At 49.5% G+C, this 14,863-nt stretch carries 14 protein-coding genes; 5 read left to right on the top strand and 9 right to left on the bottom strand.

All coding sequences use genetic code 11. The annotated features are described in order from the left end of the window. Positions 1-53: 53 nt before the first annotated feature. From C7W93_RS21440 to prfB, 3 genes are all read right to left on the bottom strand, one after another. Entirely contained in the window at positions 54-725 is a 672-nt protein-coding gene (locus C7W93_RS21440) for a glycine zipper 2TM domain-containing protein (protein WP_108442378.1), read from the bottom strand. 335 nt (positions 726-1,060) lie between these two features. Next, positions 1,061-2,587, bottom strand: coding sequence for a lysine--tRNA ligase (gene lysS, locus C7W93_RS21435; protein WP_108442377.1), 1,527 nt, complete (start codon positions 2,585-2,587; stop codon positions 1,061-1,063). A 123-nt stretch (positions 2,588-2,710) separates the two neighbouring features. Then, a protein-coding gene (gene prfB, locus C7W93_RS21430) for a peptide chain release factor 2 (RefSeq protein WP_146177594.1) occupies positions 2,711-3,815 on the bottom strand; the annotation gives its coding sequence in 2 pieces (ribosomal slippage) (positions 2,711-3,733 and positions 3,735-3,815; 1,104 coding nt in all). A gap of 334 nt (positions 3,816-4,149) precedes the next feature. On the opposite strand from prfB, the gene C7W93_RS21425 reads away from it, so the two are divergent. Then, the gene (locus tag C7W93_RS21425) at positions 4,150-4,821 is read left to right on the top strand and encodes a hypothetical protein (RefSeq protein WP_225869989.1); all 672 of its coding nucleotides are present in this window, start codon (positions 4,150-4,152) and stop codon (positions 4,819-4,821) included. Between the two features lies 1 nt (position 4,822). Here the strand turns inward: C7W93_RS21425 and C7W93_RS21420 are convergent, their stop codons facing one another. The 3 genes from C7W93_RS21420 to C7W93_RS21410 form a co-directional block, all read right to left on the bottom strand. Continuing rightward, on the bottom strand, positions 4,823-6,163 hold the full coding sequence (locus tag C7W93_RS21420; protein ID WP_201747329.1) for a TAXI family TRAP transporter solute-binding subunit: 1,341 nt from the start codon (positions 6,161-6,163) through the stop codon (positions 4,823-4,825). 160 nt (positions 6,164-6,323) lie between these two features. Continuing rightward, on the bottom strand, positions 6,324-8,021 hold the full coding sequence (recJ, locus tag C7W93_RS21415) for a single-stranded-DNA-specific exonuclease RecJ (RefSeq protein ID WP_108442373.1): 1,698 nt from the start codon (positions 8,019-8,021) through the stop codon (positions 6,324-6,326). After that, a complete protein-coding gene (locus C7W93_RS21410; RefSeq protein ID WP_108442372.1) occupies positions 8,018-9,145 on the bottom strand; it encodes a hypothetical protein in 1,128 nt (375 codons plus the stop codon). Before C7W93_RS21410 ends, recJ begins: the two co-directional genes overlap by 4 nt. Before the next feature lie 218 nt (positions 9,146-9,363). Between C7W93_RS21410 and C7W93_RS21405 the strand changes: the two genes are divergently transcribed. Beyond that, the gene (locus C7W93_RS21405) at positions 9,364-9,612 is read left to right on the top strand and encodes a hypothetical protein (RefSeq protein WP_108442371.1); all 249 of its coding nucleotides are present in this window, start codon (positions 9,364-9,366) and stop codon (positions 9,610-9,612) included. A 76-nt stretch (positions 9,613-9,688) separates the two neighbouring features. On the opposite strand, the gene C7W93_RS21400 is transcribed toward C7W93_RS21405, so the two are convergent. Then, complete coding sequence (locus C7W93_RS21400) at positions 9,689-10,063, bottom strand: hypothetical protein (RefSeq protein ID WP_108442370.1); 375 nt, start codon at positions 10,061-10,063, stop codon at positions 9,689-9,691. Positions 10,064-10,532: 469 nt separating this feature from the next. On the opposite strand from C7W93_RS21400, the gene C7W93_RS21395 reads away from it, so the two are divergent. Together C7W93_RS21395 and lolD are read left to right on the top strand one after the other, a co-directional pair. Further along, the gene (locus C7W93_RS21395; RefSeq protein WP_108442673.1) at positions 10,533-11,798 is read left to right on the top strand and encodes a lipoprotein-releasing ABC transporter permease subunit; all 1,266 of its coding nucleotides are present in this window, start codon (positions 10,533-10,535) and stop codon (positions 11,796-11,798) included. Between the two features lie 55 nt (positions 11,799-11,853). Continuing rightward, a complete protein-coding gene (gene lolD / locus C7W93_RS21390; RefSeq protein WP_108442672.1) occupies positions 11,854-12,540 on the top strand; it encodes a lipoprotein-releasing ABC transporter ATP-binding protein LolD in 687 nt (228 codons plus the stop codon). Positions 12,541-12,561: 21 nt separating this feature from the next. On the opposite strand, the gene C7W93_RS21385 is transcribed toward lolD, so the two are convergent. Continuing rightward, positions 12,562-13,488 carry a YihY/virulence factor BrkB family protein gene (locus C7W93_RS21385; RefSeq protein ID WP_225869988.1) on the bottom strand — a complete coding sequence of 309 codons (927 nt, stop codon included), beginning with the start codon at positions 13,486-13,488 and terminating at the stop codon, positions 12,562-12,564. 186 nt (positions 13,489-13,674) lie between these two features. Further along, the gene (locus tag C7W93_RS21380) at positions 13,675-14,160 is read right to left on the bottom strand and encodes a hypothetical protein (protein ID WP_108442369.1); all 486 of its coding nucleotides are present in this window, start codon (positions 14,158-14,160) and stop codon (positions 13,675-13,677) included. Between the two features lie 285 nt (positions 14,161-14,445). Between C7W93_RS21380 and rpsO the strand changes: the two genes are divergently transcribed. Then, positions 14,446-14,715: a 30S ribosomal protein S15 gene (gene rpsO, locus C7W93_RS21375; protein WP_108442368.1), complete on the top strand. Its 270-nt coding sequence runs from the start codon at positions 14,446-14,448 to the stop codon at positions 14,713-14,715. Positions 14,716-14,863 lie beyond the last annotated feature (148 nt).

Below are 14,863 nucleotides of genomic sequence, written 5' to 3'. Positions count from 1 at the left end.
GCCCTAATTTTTAGGGTCAGCGGTTTTTTTCTATCAGGGCGAGGCTTTTATGATCAGCCACGTCCTTCCAGATGACCATTCACGACGCGCACTGGATCGCCAACACGCCATTCCTGTGCAGATTGCGGGAAGCTTCGTATTTTGCCATTCTCCATTCTTACCTCGACGCGATAGCTGGTCGTGGTGCGGGTGCGACGTTCGACCTCGTTACCCGCAAAACCACCGCCAACCGCGCCAGCAACAGTCGCTAGCGTATTGCCATTGCCGTGACCGACTTGATGACCTAAAACTCCGCCTAGTAGCGCCCCAGCAGCAATACCCACGCCGCTCGGTTTAACAGCCTGTTGAATGGCCTGAACTGATTCTACGCGACCGCAACTACTGCAAATCGGCGCTGGTGCAGGGCGCTGTTCGTCGGCGTAACTAGGCTGCGTACCCGATGTCGGGCGTTGCCCGGTAGCATAATTCGGTTGAGGCACTGGCGACTGATTGTTGTTTTGACTAGCGATTTGGGGCGGCGCTGGTGGATTATTTTGCGAAGAATCAGGCATTTGGCTACCTGTATTGGGTGCCGACATAGCCGCTACAGGTGCGGGCACTGTGCTCTGAGAGGTCGGAATTAATCCGGTAATAGCGGCGACGCCGACTAAACAAACCAGCGTGACGGCGACAGCAGCGGTGGCGACAAGCGGATGAATACGGGATTTAGTTATGGGATCAGACATTTTTCTCTCCTAAGCATTTTTATCTTTGCGTGAGTCATTATGTACGATTCTTAGAGGCAATTAAAACAGCATAGTGTTTCAGATGTAAAAGCATGTAACACAGTGTACAAATTTATTGCTATAAATGATTGGTTAATATGCGTGAGAAAAAATTGCAAATTAACAAGATTAATGCTGCTACTGCGGGATCTTATTGATCGCAGCAAGGACGGTAATACTTAGGTTCATGTGGGTGCGGCTAGTTTTCCAAGTTTTCAAGTAACACACGTAAACGTAAACTGCCGCCAACGTAAAACGTGGCGGCAGTCCGTTGTCGCAGAGCAGCCTAGTAAAGCTTAGTCTTCACGGCGCAGATGGGGGAACAAAATAACGTCACGGATGTTCGGCGAATCAGTAATTAACATCATCAAACGATCAATGCCAATACCGCAGCCACCGGTCGGAGGCAGGCCATATTCCAGTGCACGGATATAGTCGGCGTCGTAATACATGGCTTCTTCATCGCCCGCATCTTTGGCGGCAACTTGTGCCTGGAAGCGCGCTGCCTGGTCTTCTGCGTCATTCAACTCAGAGAAGCCATTAGCGATTTCGCGTCCGGTCATGAATAGTTCAAAACGTTCCGTAATACCGGGAACTGTATCGGATGCACGAGCCAATGGAGACACTTCGACCGGATAGTCGATGATGTAAGTTGGGTCCCATAATTGCGCTTCGGCGGTTTCTTCAAATAACGCTAATTGCAGTGCGCCAAGTCCGGCAGTGGCGAATGGCTTCACGCCAAATTTTTGCAATTCGGCTTTGATGAAGGCAGCATCATGCAACTGTGCATCTTCGTAATGCGGGGCGTATTTGTTGATGGCACCAACAATCGTCAGACGTTCAAACGGCTTGCTCAAGTCCAGCTCGCGACCTTGATAGGTCAATGTCGCTGTGCCATGCGCATCGATTGCCGCCTGACGGATGACCTGCTCGGTGAATGTCATTAGCCACTGATAGTCAACGTAGGCGGCATAAAATTCCATCATCGTGAATTCCGGATTGTGACGTGGCGATACGCCCTCGTTACGGAAATTACGGTTGACTTCAAATACGCGCTCAAAACCGCCGACAACCAGACGCTTCAGATAAAGCTCGGGTGCGATACGCAAAAACATTTGCATGTCGAGCGCATTGTGATGGGTGATAAATGGTTTGGCTGCAGCGCCGCCGGGAATCGTATGCAACATAGGTGTTTCGACTTCCATGAAGTCGTTTTTTTCCATGAAGCGGCGAATGGATGACAGCGTGGCAGTACGTGCCTTAAACGTGCGACGCGTCTCTTCACTCATGATCAGATCGACGTAGCGCTGGCGGTATTTGGTTTCCTGATTTGACAGGCCATGGAATTTATCCGGCAGCGGACGCAGCGATTTGGTCAGCAGACGCAGCACGCTAATCTTGATCGATAATTCACCGGTTTTAGTTTTGAACAGAATGCCTTCTGCGCCCAGAATATCGCCTAAGTCGTAATGTTTAAAGGCTTCATATTCCGCCTCGCCAGCAAGTTCTTTGGTGATGAACAGTTGAATTCGGCCATCAGCCTTAGGGCCGGATGCATCCTGCAGAGTCGCGAACGACGCTTTGCCCATGACGCGTTTTAACATCATGCGTCCGGCAACCACGACTTTCACTGCGGCAGCATCGAGCGCCTCGTTGTCCAGTTCAGCGTAACGCGCGTGCAAGTCAGCAGCTTTATGCGTTGGTCGGAAATCGTTCGGAAATGCGATGCCTTGGGTCCGTAGCGCAGTCAATTTGGCGCGGCGCTCGGCGATGATTTTATTTTCGTCTTGTGGGACAGGTTGCTGTTGATTGTCTGTCGTCATGTCAGGCTCTTTTTGATTGATGCTGTGAAATAGCAGGTACAGAATTTTTTAGGGATCGGGACCGATTAAGCCAGGTAGTTACTTATCTGGCTTAATCTTTACAGGCTGCGATGCAATGCGGTTTTACACGCCTTGTTTCAATGATGCCGCAATAAAGTCATCCAGATCGCCATCGAGAATCGCTTTGGTATTGCCGCTCTCAAAATTGGTACGCAAATCTTTAATACGCGATTGATCCAGAACATAGGAGCGAATCTGATGGCCCCAACCAACGTCGGTCTTGGAGTCCTCGAGCTTCTGTTGCTCGGTCATCCGATTACGCATTTCCAATTCGAACAGCTTGGCTTTCAGCATGTCCCAGGCTTCGGCGCGGTTACGGTGCTGACTGCGGTCATTCTGACATTGGACAACAATGCCCGACGGGCCATGCGTCAGACGTACCGCCGAATCGGTCTTATTAATATGCTGACCACCGGCACCAGAAGCGCGGTATGTATCCACCCGCACATCCGCTGGATTAACGTCAATTTCAATCGAATCATCGACTTCAGGATAGACGAATAAGCTTGAAAAGGAAGTATGCCGACCATTGGCAGAGTCAAACGGAGATTTGCGCACCAGGCGATGGACGCCTGTTTCGGTGCGTAAAAAGCCGTAGGCATAATCACCCTCAACTTTTAATGTCGCAGTTTTGATACCGGCAACTTCACCGTCGGATTGCTCCATGATTTCAACTTTGAAACCTTTGCGTTCGCAATAGCGCAAATATTGGCGCAGCAACATCGATGCCCAATCTTGCGCTTCGGTTCCGCCAGCGCCTGCCTGAATATCGATAAAGCAGTTATTCGGATCCATCGGGTTGTTGAACATGCGACGGAATTCCATGCCCTCGACCAGCTTTTTCAGCGTGTCGGCATCGGCTTCAACTGCTTCTATCGTGTCTTCGTCCTGCTCATCCCGGGCCATTTGATACAGGTCCGTGGTGTCGCGCAGTTCGGACTCGATCTTCGTCAGTGTGATGACGATAGATTCGAGGGATTTTTTTTCTTTACCCAGCTCTTGGGCGCGTTTCTGGTCGCTCCAGACATCTGGATCTTCCAGTTCGCCATTGACCTGGTCGAGTTTCTCTAACTTCGTATCGAAGTCAAAGATACCTCCGTAATTCAATCTCACGTAATGTGAGGTCAGCGAGGAGGGCTTGCAGGGAATTTAAGCGTTCGGCTTCCATGATCATGTCTCTTGCGATAAACCCTAAATTATACGCGAGCGCATTGCTTATCTGACGCAAGTAATGGAAATCCCCGGCTGAGAACCGTATTACAGGGATTTACGCGTCGCGATTTCGCCATATTGATCGCACTAGTGTGAACTTTTGTGAAATTTTGGCTATCAGAGAGCGGCATGATTACAATCTGCCGACGTTACTTGCACCATTTTTATGGCTCGTCTTTTTCTGATTTCCCCATTGCCTTTATCTAATAATGTTAAAAAAGTCACAAAAACTTCCTTTTTGTACGGTCATGCTTTGCGCTGGTTTAGCATTTTTAGTCGCTGGTTGCGGGATGTTCACGCCCACTCCCGCCCCACATGGCGAAGTGCAAGGCGCATCCACAAGTGCCGGGGAATTGGGGCAATCGGATGTTAATCGCGTGGCAACACTCGCTATGCGCGATAACCTTGATAGCTTGTATCGCTTATTGGATAAGCTATACCGACGCAATCCGGCTGAATGGAAAAAGACTGCTACCAGTCGTGAAGCAGCGGTTAAACGGGTGCGTGTGGCGATAGAAACGCGTCAGCCTTGGCCAGAATTGCAAGGTAAACACGATATTTTGGCTTTATCGCTGGCTCTGGATCAAGGTTTTCAGGGGGATCGCGCCGCCGCGTTTATTTATGCAACAGCCGATATGATCGTCACCGCGCATGGCGGCAAAACCAGTTTTTACTTGATTGATGGTCTGAATGCCCAGTATCTGTATAACGCCGCACGCAACCTAGAAATCGCGACATGGATTCTTGGCTCTCGACGTAATGCTGCGGGCCAATTGTTGCTGTTATCCAACGATATTTCGGAGAGTGAGCACAATTTGAGCTTTGAACGTGAGTTCGGCAAGATCATCGGCCGGATTGATTTGCTGGCGGTAGTTGTGACGGAAAAGTACCGGCGTGCTGGAATAAGCTATGTACAGAATTTGTTAGGCGGGACTTTCTTGCAGTTTTTACCGGTGCGTTAATTTAGAATTGATCCGTTGCTACTGAGTCGGCGGCGCTGGCTGCATTTGGGCTGATGGCGGCTGCTACGCTGATGATGCGCTCGCGTACGACATTAATGGCTTGTTTCAACGCATATACATCACCGAAATATTGCTGCGGAATACGAATTTGATTCGCATTGGCATCGATTTCTTCGATTTCATTACGCCATTGATTAACCTGATCGATGGTCGGATTTTTGGTGGCCCAAATTTCATCTTCCAGCGATTTTATTTCCCGATACCAGACTACCAATCGCTTTTTCATCGTTGCTGCGTACATCTTTGGGATAGCTTGCAACAGGCCAAACAATAGGGCCATGAACGGCAGCAAAATGATGAAGCGGCGCTCAATGAAATTGGCTAGCCAAAACGGTAAATAGCGTTGCAGGAACGGACGGCCTGATTTGAAATAGCGCCGCGTTTCATCGGAGACAGGAAAATCCTCGGCATTTTGATTGGGGAAATATCCGCGTGGCGTAAAGTAATCTTGCCCACCATGAATTTCATTGGCGCTATCCAACAGCAAATACGCTAACGCCGGATGCAAAGTGTCTTTTGAGACCAGCAACGCGGTCGCCGCCAGCAAAGTCACGTCCGTATGCGGTAAATCATCGGCAAGACTGGTTGAAGCGCGCGGAAAGGTCACTTTGGAAAGTGCCGGAAACTGGCGCACCAGGGCATCTGCCTGAACGAAATTCATCAGTTTGAGATCGCTTTTAAGCAGCGTTTGCAGCATTTCCGCATCGGGTCGGCCAATAAAAAATGCCGCATCGAGCGTGCCGTTTTTTAGTGCCTGATAGGCTTTGCGAGAATCCAGTTCTTGTAACTTGGTATTTTGGCGGGTGAGTCCATTTTGCTTCAGCAAATCATTCGCTACAATTTGCAGACCGCTTCCAAGAACCCCTATCGAGACGCGCTTGCCCTGCAATTGAGACAAGCGATCTATCGTGGCGCTAGACTGATAAAACACCCAGATCGGTTCATAGGACACGGCAGCAATGGTTTGTAAATTCGGCGCGCTGGCCGCATCCCCGATACCGGACTGTATGAAACCGACTTCATATTCGCTATTGTCGTCTGTCAAACGCTTAAAATTTTCTACTGCACCGGATGAAGGGCGTATATCCAGCGTAATGCCCTCGCGTTTTAATACCTTTGCATAGCGCTCGGCAAAGCCGCGATAAATGCCGCCATCGGCCCCGGTAGTGATCACGATAGTGTGTTGAACTGCCGGTTTTAGAATGGCAATCATGACCCACACCACGCCAGCCAATAGCAGCGCAACGCCGCAGATAATTATCCGCAAACGCTGGATTGTCATTGGCGGTTTTTGGATACGATGTAACGACGGATGCGATCGGGGCATAGGATGTGAACTGAGCCGTTATCTGTCAAAAAAAGATGTCGCCGGTAGGACTGGCGTCGCGCTAGTTACCAGCTAATTATCAGTTGTAGCTGTATTTGCTGTCGACAAGAAGTTTTTAGGTTAGCGCCTCTGCGTGCTCCACCATCAATTGCACTTTCGTGACGCCGTTGTATTCATTTGCGTCGAGTCGGAACGCCACTTTGGCGCGGCCGCCCAATGCATCGGTGTGGCCGAACCAGATTGCATCATAACGATTGCCATTTCTTTCCAGCAAGAGTTTTAAATGTTTTTCTTTCAGAATACGTTGGCTGATGACTTTGAAATCATCGCAAAATACTGGGGGCGCAAATCCCTGTCCCCAGACTTGCCCTTCCATTTGTTCGATGAATTGTGTGGTGTAATAGGCATCTTCTAATGGACCATCGGTTTCAATGATGCGTTCAAGTTGATGTTGACCTAACCACGCACAGCCGACTTTTTCGAATGCGGCAGAGAATGTTTCAAACGCATCGGTGCGGATCGTCAAGCCGGCGGCCATGGCATGTCCACCAAATTTTTCGATCAGACTTGGGGCGTGCTTTGACACCAGATCTAGCGCATCGCGTAAATGGAAGCCAGGAATCGAGCGGCCAGATCCTTTCATCAGGCCATCGCCACCCGGCGCAAAGGTAAAAGTTGGTCGATAAAATTTATCTTTTAAGCGCGAAGCCACAATCCCAATCACGCCCTGATGCCAGGATGCATCAAAGACGCTGATGGTATTGCTGTCTGCCGGACTAAAATTGTCGAGCAAGGCGAGCGCAGTGTCTTGCATGCCCGCTTCGATATCCCGGCGTTCCTTGTTAATGGTGTCGAGTTGCTGGGCGATGGCCCATGCACGACCTTCATCATCGGTGGTCAGGCATTCGATTCCTAGCGCCATATCCGCCAAACGCCCGGCTGCATTCAGGCGCGGACCCACCGCAAAGCCGAGGTCGAAAGGACTGGCGCGACGCGCTTCTCGTCCCGCGGCACGAAATAGGGCGGCGATGCCGGGATGCATCCGTCCTGCGCGCATCCGTTTTAAACCTTGCGCCACCAGAATTCGATTATTGGCATCTAGTTTGACGACGTCGGCGACGGTTCCTAGTGCGACCAAATCGAGCAGTACATCCAGTTTTGGCTGCGTCTGCGCATCGAATACGCCGCGTTTGCGCATTTCTGCGCGCAATGCCAGCAGCACATAAAACATCACGCCGACGCCTGCCAGATTCTTGCTGGGAAATCCGCATGCAGGTTGATTGGGATTCACGATTACCCGCGCTGCCGGTAACGTGGCGGCGGGTAAGTGATGGTCGGTGACCACGACTTCAATACCACGTCGGTTCGCTTCAGCGACGCCGTCTATGCTTGCGATGCCGTTGTCGACGGTAACAATAATATCCGGCGATTTTTCACGTGCGGTCAGTTCGACGATTTCCGGGGTCAGGCCATAGCCGTATTCGAAGCGGTTCGGTACGATGAAATCGACGTTTGCGCCTAGCAAACGTAAACCGCGCAGACCGACTGCACAGGCCGTTGCGCCATCGCAATCGTAATCGGCCACGATGACCATTTTCTTTTTTGCGGCGATGGCGTCGGCCAGAAAAATGGCCGCTGCGTCGATGTGCAATAACCCACTCGGCGGATGGAGCGCGCTTAATTCACTTTCTAATTCTTTTACGTCCAGCAGCCCACGCGCAGCATAAACGCGCGCGAGTACGGGATGGATACCGCTTTGACGCAGACGTTCTGCGTCGCGAAACGGGTAGGGGCGGGTGGTAATGCGCGTCATTGCGTCGGCTCCCCGGTGTGCTCTGCCGATGCTTTCGTCATTTCTCGCATAGTCGTTGCCAGTGATGGTTTCACCCAGAATTTTTTGAGAGATAACGCGGTCGTCGTTAATTCTGTCATTCGGGTATTGTCAGTAAACGTCAGGGAAAGTTGCTTTAATTTGCCGTTTTCCAATGCTTGTAAAAGGGGCACGAACCAGTCGCGCTCCATTGTCTGTAATTGCTGTATCCATTCGGACCATTCGCCAGTAAGGGCGGGCGCGATCAATCCATCCAGCAATAAAAATCCACGCTCGCCGGGTGTGGCGATAAGCTCTTCGGCAGAGCAATTGAGGATGGCGTTATTGGCCGTCAATTGACCAAAAGCCTTAGCCCAGCCGCGCAAGTTGATAATATGGCTATAAGGGCGATCCGACGCGTTTGAAGAATCAATTGCCGCGTTGCCGCCGCCCCAAAGCCATAGCGCATTGACTGCTTGCATCCCAGATGCGGCGCGGCGCTCGTTCAGGCTATTTTCAAACCATTGCATCTGGACTTCATTTTGCAGTTTGCGCCATGCGCGGTCGCCTTCGCCCTGTGGCATCCAGATATCGACGTTATGGCCGCAGGCGGCATCGGGGGTTGATGTGTGCAAATGTAGCCAGTCATCAGCGCGTATAAACCAGGTGCTGGCATCGCCATACAATAGCGTCCGATTATCTTCATCGAAAAGTGATTTGGCCTCTTCAAAAAGCCAACGAGAATCGGCTTCTGATAGCGTCACCTGCCGGATATCGGTCAACACCAGATGATCGCGCGCGATATGAATGTGCGCCGGATGCAGGACGAACCAGTGACCTTCGTCAACATTCAATCCAAGTGCACGCATCGCAGCGGGAGCGATAGGCGGGCTGGAGTGTTGACTGTCTGCGTTGTTTGATGGATTTCCCAAGCCAAACTTTGTAGCTAGCCATGCTTCGTGCGGCAGCGAACGGGCAAATTCGTCCAAAACTTGCTCTTGTTTGCTGCCGCTTTTGGCACGCGCTACCAGCTTGGCAAGTGCAGGCAGGTTTAATTCACGCAATATGTCGCGCGCTAGTTCAGCTGGGGGTAAGCCGAATGGTAATAGGATGTCGAGATGATTCATGCCCCGAATTGTAGGGCATCTGGCGCATCGGGTGGAAAGCGCTTACGGCTGCTTTATGAGGACTGTCTGATTTGGACTAAAACGGATGTTTGTCGGAGCATTTTTCTTGATTTTTTGAGGACGAATAGCCTGCAAAATTAGCGAAAAAAATCAGGCTCAGGAAGGCTGGCGAATTCGGCGAAATTTCCTATACTGGAATTTTATCAAGGAGGTAAACCATGGAGTCTGAGCACATAATGGCTATGTGGAGTCGTGCAAGTCGTCAGGCGCCGCTTGCTAACTATGACGATTTGCTTGAAATGTTGGCAACAGAAATCGCTAAAATTTCAATGAAGTTATCGGAAGATGAATTGTATCGCATGATCGCGGTGGGGGCGCTGATGTATCAGCAGCGCTATAAAGAATCCGGTGGCGATATCACTGTAGATTTATTGATTAAAACGTTACGGGAAGGTGGACGAGCTTAAATTCCCTTTCATACCGTGAGTTTTTGATTATTGACGCGCAACGCAACTTAGTGGGTGGGGCGCGTTAGTGATGGCTTCAATTCGAGTTATTAACGCGATTCTCGTCAAATTGCTCTTCGGCAGTCTTGAGATGGGCAATTAATAAGTGAGAAATCACGTTGACGCCGACGCCCGCTAGCACCGCGGGCAACAGGTAGAGCATTATCGAAATTTCAGAGGCAAATATATGGCTGTCAATGGCCGCAGAACTTAATGTTGCCAGATGCGCCAATTGCCTTAGTAAAACGACATTGACACCGGCCAGAACAATCAGTGTGAGCGAAAATAAAAAAACGGTGATCCTGGAAATCGCACGTTTTTTCAGCATCAAGGTAAAAATCCCGATTGGCAGGACAATGGAAAAGGCGATAAGTAGAATAAATTCGACTCTGAGAAAGACGCTGTTTTCCATTTTTAGCCTGAAGTAAGTAAAACTGTCATTAATATTTACGCTAGGATTCTTTAGCCGCACTTATTTGCTAATCTTAGTCGCTAATACGTCTCTCCAGCATGACCTCATCCGCAGGTTGTCTAAAAGGCATCGCTTGATTATCAACATTCAACTCGCCATATTTTGAGATTGTGGTGATGCAGCCCTTTAATGGGAAATCAAATTACAAAGACTTTCATATTCGTTGAAGCGTCATCGGCGTTGTTAGCCGGGGTGTAATCGGCGGAATGCTCTGCGCATCATAAAATAACGTTGCCTGATTGAAAGCGATCGTGTTTTAGTTATTTTTTTAGATATCTCCGTTTTTTCGAGAAGTTAATAAAGCGCTCTAAACAGTGATGAAACATGGATTAAGTGTTTGATTTCGTTACAAACCTTATAAGGTCTCTTGAATTATGGCAAACTGCTGGCTGATTTCGGGAGCCTTGCATTGAGCATTTTTAAAAATTTACCGTTTGAGTGGCAAGTCGGCATACGCTACACGCGAGCAGGAAAACGTAGCGGCCGGAATAGCTTCATTTCCTTTATATCGTTGATATCAATGGCCGGGATCGCTCTCGGCGTAGCGGCATTGATTGTGGTGTTATCGGTAATGAATGGTTTCCAAAAAGAGGTACGGGACCGCATGTTGTCGGTATTGGCGCATATCGAAGTATTCGATGGCTCTGGCCAAATGTCGAACTGGGAAGATGTCGCCAAGCAAGCGTTTAAAAATAAAGAAGTGATCGGTGCCGCCCCTTATGTCGAGGCGCAAGCGATGCTGACGCGCGATGGCGAGGTACGCGGCGTGGGTATTCGTGGCGTGCTGCCATCCGAAGAGCCGAAAGTCTCTGACGTCGCCAAGCAGACTAAACAAGGTAATTTCAATGATTTGAAAGCTGGTGAATTCAATATCGTTCTGGGTATTGAGTTAGCGCGTGGGTTGCATGCGGGCTTAGGCGACAAAGTGACCATGTTGGCACCGCAAGGGCAAGTTACTCCCGCCGGTGTGGTCCCGCGATTAAAGCAATTCACGGTGGTCGGCATTTTTGAGGCGGGTCATTTTGAATATGATTCTTCGCTGGCCTTTATTCAAGTCGAAGATGCCGAAAAGATGTTCCGTCTGAGTGCGCCATCTGGCCTGCGTTTAAAAATTACTGATATGTTGCGCGCCCCGGAAGTGACGCAGCAATTGGCGCAGACCATGCCGCCCAATCTCTATTTGCGCGACTGGTCTCAACAAAACAGTAATTGGTTTGCTGCCGTCAAAACTGAAAAGCGCATGATGTTTATTATTCTGACGCTGATCATTGCGGTTGCTGCTTTTAATCTGGTCTCGACATTGGTGATGACGGTGACTGAAAAGCAGGCCGACATTGCGATTCTGCGTACCTTGGGAGCCTCGCCCGGCTCAATTATGAAGATTTTCATGATTCAAGGAGCTTTGGTGGGATTGATTGGCACCGCGCTCGGGGTCGGTTTTGGCGTGCTTGTAGCGCTGAATATCGATGTCATTGTCCCTGCAATAGAACATTTACTGCACGTGCAGTTTTTGCCGAAGAGTGTTTATGTAATCAGCGAATTGCCGTCTGATTTACGTTGGCCTGACGTTGGGACTATTGGTGGCGTGGCCGTGATACTGGCTTTTGTCGCAACGTTGTATCCGAGCTGGTGGGCTGCTCGGGTCAAGCCAGCGGAGGCGCTGCGCTATGAGTAATCCCATAAATGAGAATAACAACGGCAATAGCACCAGCAACAATACAGGTCCAAATATGAACCCAATTATCTTGTCGAGTCGCGGCTTGGGCAAAACATTTACCCAAGGCAGCTACTCCGTCAAGGTATTAAGCGGAATTGATATTGATGTCGTAAAGGGTGAGCAGGTGGCGATTGTCGGTGCTTCGGGTTCCGGTAAATCGACATTGCTGCATTTGTTGGGCGGCCTGGATACGCCTACGACTGGCAATGTGACTCTACAAGGCAAGGATCTGAGTAATTTGGGCGAGAAAGCGCGCGGAGATTTACGTAATAGCGCGCTTGGTTTCGTCTATCAGTTCCATCATTTGTTGCCAGAATTTTCGGCGCTGGATAATGTCGCCATGCCATTAATGATTCGCCGCCTAAAGCGGAGCGACGCACAAGAGCAAGCGCACGCGATATTGTCGCGGGTCGGCCTTTCCAAACGGGTAATCCACGTGCCGGGTGAATTGTCCGGCGGTGAACGTCAGCGAGTAGCTTTGGCGCGGGCTTTAGTCACGCAACCGGCATGTGTACTGGCTGATGAGCCGACCGGTAATTTGGATCGTGCCACCGCGCAAATGACATTTGATTTGATGTTGGAATTGTCGCAAACGTTAGGGACCGCGTTTGTGATTGTTACCCATGATATTGAGCTTGCACGTCGTTGCGGTCGTATTTTGCGCTTGTCCGAAAATGGTTTGGAGCCTTACGTCGATTAACTTAGTCGATTACTTACTCCATCAATTGGAACTGCTTGTTCCCGCGCTGAGTGGATCTTCGTTAGTAATTATGGGCGCGGGTTGATTGTGTAAGCTGCCAAAGCTAAGCGCATATTGACGTGTGAATTGCGCGCCGAAAAAGAAAATCTGGGCCGAGTAGTAAATCCATAATAATAAGGCGACTATCGATCCAGCTGCACCGTAGCTGGAAGCGATGCCGCTATTGCCCAGATATATTCCTATTAAAAATTTGCCTAATATAAACAGAGCGGCTGTACCGATTGCGCCGATGGAGACATCGCGCCAGGGTAGTTTGACTTGCGGCAGTAACCGATAGATAGACGCAAACAAGCTGGCAATCACGGCGAACGAAAATATCGCAGCTATTGGCGTCAAAATAAGGGAAACGTTGTTCCAAAGGCCGCCCCAGTAATTTTGCAGAACTGCCAATACCGCGCTGATCACCAGCGATACTAATAACAAAAATGCCAGTACCAATACCAGCCCAAAAGATAACAGCCGGGTCTGTACCAAATTCATCAAGCCAGACTCACTCGGGCGCTTTACACACCAAATTTCATCAAGGCTGTCTTTAAGCTCAGCAAATACCGTGGTTGCGCCCACGATTAATACTAGTGTGGCGATTGTTGTGGCAAACGTCCCTGAACGACTGTTGTGAACAGCCGCCAGTAATAACTGAATCGCATCCGCGCCAGTGGGGCCGATTAAGCCAGATAACTGACCAAATATTTCACCCTGTGCTGCTTTCGGTCCAAATACTGCGCCAGCGATAGCAATCGCGATGACTAATACCGGCGCCATAGAAAACAGCGTGTAAAACGCCAGTGCAGCGCCTTTGCTGCCGCAACGTTGGTTGAGAAATTCTTGCACTGTATTGACTAGCATGGCGCGAATGCGCTGCAGCGTGGAGGGAGGGGATGTAGGCATTATTTTCCTGGTTTGCATGACGTTTTTGCGGTGAATGCAACGTTATCCATGAAATGCGTTTCCCCTCTTTGTAGAGCGGGGGTAGTGAGTCTTGTTGATGTTTTTTGCGCTATCCTTGCCAAAAAACGATGGCTGCTGATTTATTACGGCCATCGCCTGATTGTTCCGGTACTTAAATTTGCCACATTACAGTCCAAAGCGCGAATGTTCAAAGCGGGGATCCGGACCATTTTCTAGTTTGGCTACAATACCAGACTGATCGAAGTACACCGTCATCAATGAATTCCAGACACCGCTTTCCTTGAAACCATAATTCCAGCCCTCTAGCTTGACGCGATTATAAAAAATGGTATCGATCGGATGGCCAACAGTGCGCAAAACGTCGTTTTTGGTCGATTGGCCAACTTTAATAGTCGCAAATTTGGCCAATGTTAATACTTGCTCGTAAGAAATTAGATTCCCGTCAGCACCGATATGAGCCATGTAGGTTTGCTGTCCGAAAGCGCCACGGCCGTATTCAAGGAGCCGTTCGTTACCGTTTTGATAGGTGGCGTCAGGTTTGCCTAGGCGGCTAAGGACTTGCGGCTCCGGTTCGCCGGGGGTGACAGGTATTGCACAACCAGCAACGCTGATCAATAGACCGATAGCGGCGGCGAGAGTGAGTTTTTTCATGATTGCTCCAATTTGAGAGTTCTCCTGTGGTGATAAATGACCGTCGTCGCGCAATAACGCGTACTGAATCCGGTCTGACACAGTGTTTTAATCCATTTAAATAGTAGCTCTATAATAATGCTTGTCCGATATCGTCGTGCAGACCTGCCCCGAACGCTAAGTATTTGAACCAATGGGCTTTTTGCTATATACTTCGCCTCTGGTCAATTTAGGCCAGTTTTATTTTATGTTCACGGTATATGGGGTTTTGCCACTCTGTACATCGCTTGTGAAAAGGTAAGTACTATGACTATCGAAAAAACAGCTAAGGCCGCCATTGTCGCTGACAATGCTCGCGCCCAAAATGATACTGGTTCGCCAGAAGTGCAAGTCGCTTTGTTGACAGCACGTATCAACGACCTTAACGGTCACTTCAAGGCACACGCTAAGGATCACCATTCCCGTCGCGGTTTGATTATGATGGTTAACCGTCGTAAAAGCCTGTTGTCTTATCTGAAAAGTAAAGACCTGAACCGTTATCGCTCGCTGATCGAAAAACTCGGTTTGCGTAAATAATAGGCTTGTCATCGATTTTCAACATTTTGTTTCGATATTTCGTGACGACGTTGTTGGTCGATCGATAAGTGAAATGCCTGCGTCAGTTTCTGATGCGGGCATTTTTGCTTTTGGCGAATAGACTTTTCTGCATAAGTTCGATTGTAAG

Source organism: Glaciimonas sp. PCH181 (assembly GCF_003056055.1).
Classification (GTDB): Bacteria; Pseudomonadota; Gammaproteobacteria; order Burkholderiales; family Burkholderiaceae_D; genus Glaciimonas.
Note: the sequence above shows the minus strand (reverse complement) of the source record. Positions and strands in the feature narration are given on the sequence as shown.

Excerpts from the sequence above, each read along its gene's own strand:
- C7W93_RS21400 (WP_108442370.1), bottom strand. The coding sequence starts at position 10,063 with ATGGAAAACAGCGTCTTTCTCAGAGTCGAATTTATTCTACTTATCGCC.
- rpsO (WP_108442368.1), top strand. The coding sequence starts at position 14,446 with ATGACTATCGAAAAAACAGCTAAGGCCGCCATTGTCGCTGACAATGCT.
- C7W93_RS21425 (WP_225869989.1), top strand. The coding sequence starts at position 4,150 with ATGTTCACGCCCACTCCCGCCCCACATGGCGAAGTGCAAGGCGCATCC.
- C7W93_RS21410 (WP_108442372.1), bottom strand. The coding sequence starts at position 9,145 with ATGAATCATCTCGACATCCTATTACCATTCGGCTTACCCCCAGCTGAA.
- C7W93_RS21380 (WP_108442369.1), bottom strand. The coding sequence starts at position 14,160 with ATGAAAAAACTCACTCTCGCCGCCGCTATCGGTCTATTGATCAGCGTT.
- C7W93_RS21420 (WP_201747329.1), bottom strand. The coding sequence starts at position 6,163 with ATGACAATCCAGCGTTTGCGGATAATTATCTGCGGCGTTGCGCTGCTA.
- lolD (WP_108442672.1), top strand. The coding sequence starts at position 11,854 with ATGAACCCAATTATCTTGTCGAGTCGCGGCTTGGGCAAAACATTTACC.
- C7W93_RS21440 (WP_108442378.1), bottom strand. The coding sequence starts at position 725 with ATGTCTGATCCCATAACTAAATCCCGTATTCATCCGCTTGTCGCCACC.
- lysS (WP_108442377.1), bottom strand. The coding sequence starts at position 2,587 with ATGACGACAGACAATCAACAGCAACCTGTCCCACAAGACGAAAATAAA.
- recJ (WP_108442373.1), bottom strand. The coding sequence starts at position 8,021 with ATGACGCGCATTACCACCCGCCCCTACCCGTTTCGCGACGCAGAACGT.
- C7W93_RS21405 (WP_108442371.1), top strand. The coding sequence starts at position 9,364 with ATGGAGTCTGAGCACATAATGGCTATGTGGAGTCGTGCAAGTCGTCAG.
- C7W93_RS21385 (WP_225869988.1), bottom strand. The coding sequence starts at position 13,488 with ATGCCTACATCCCCTCCCTCCACGCTGCAGCGCATTCGCGCCATGCTA.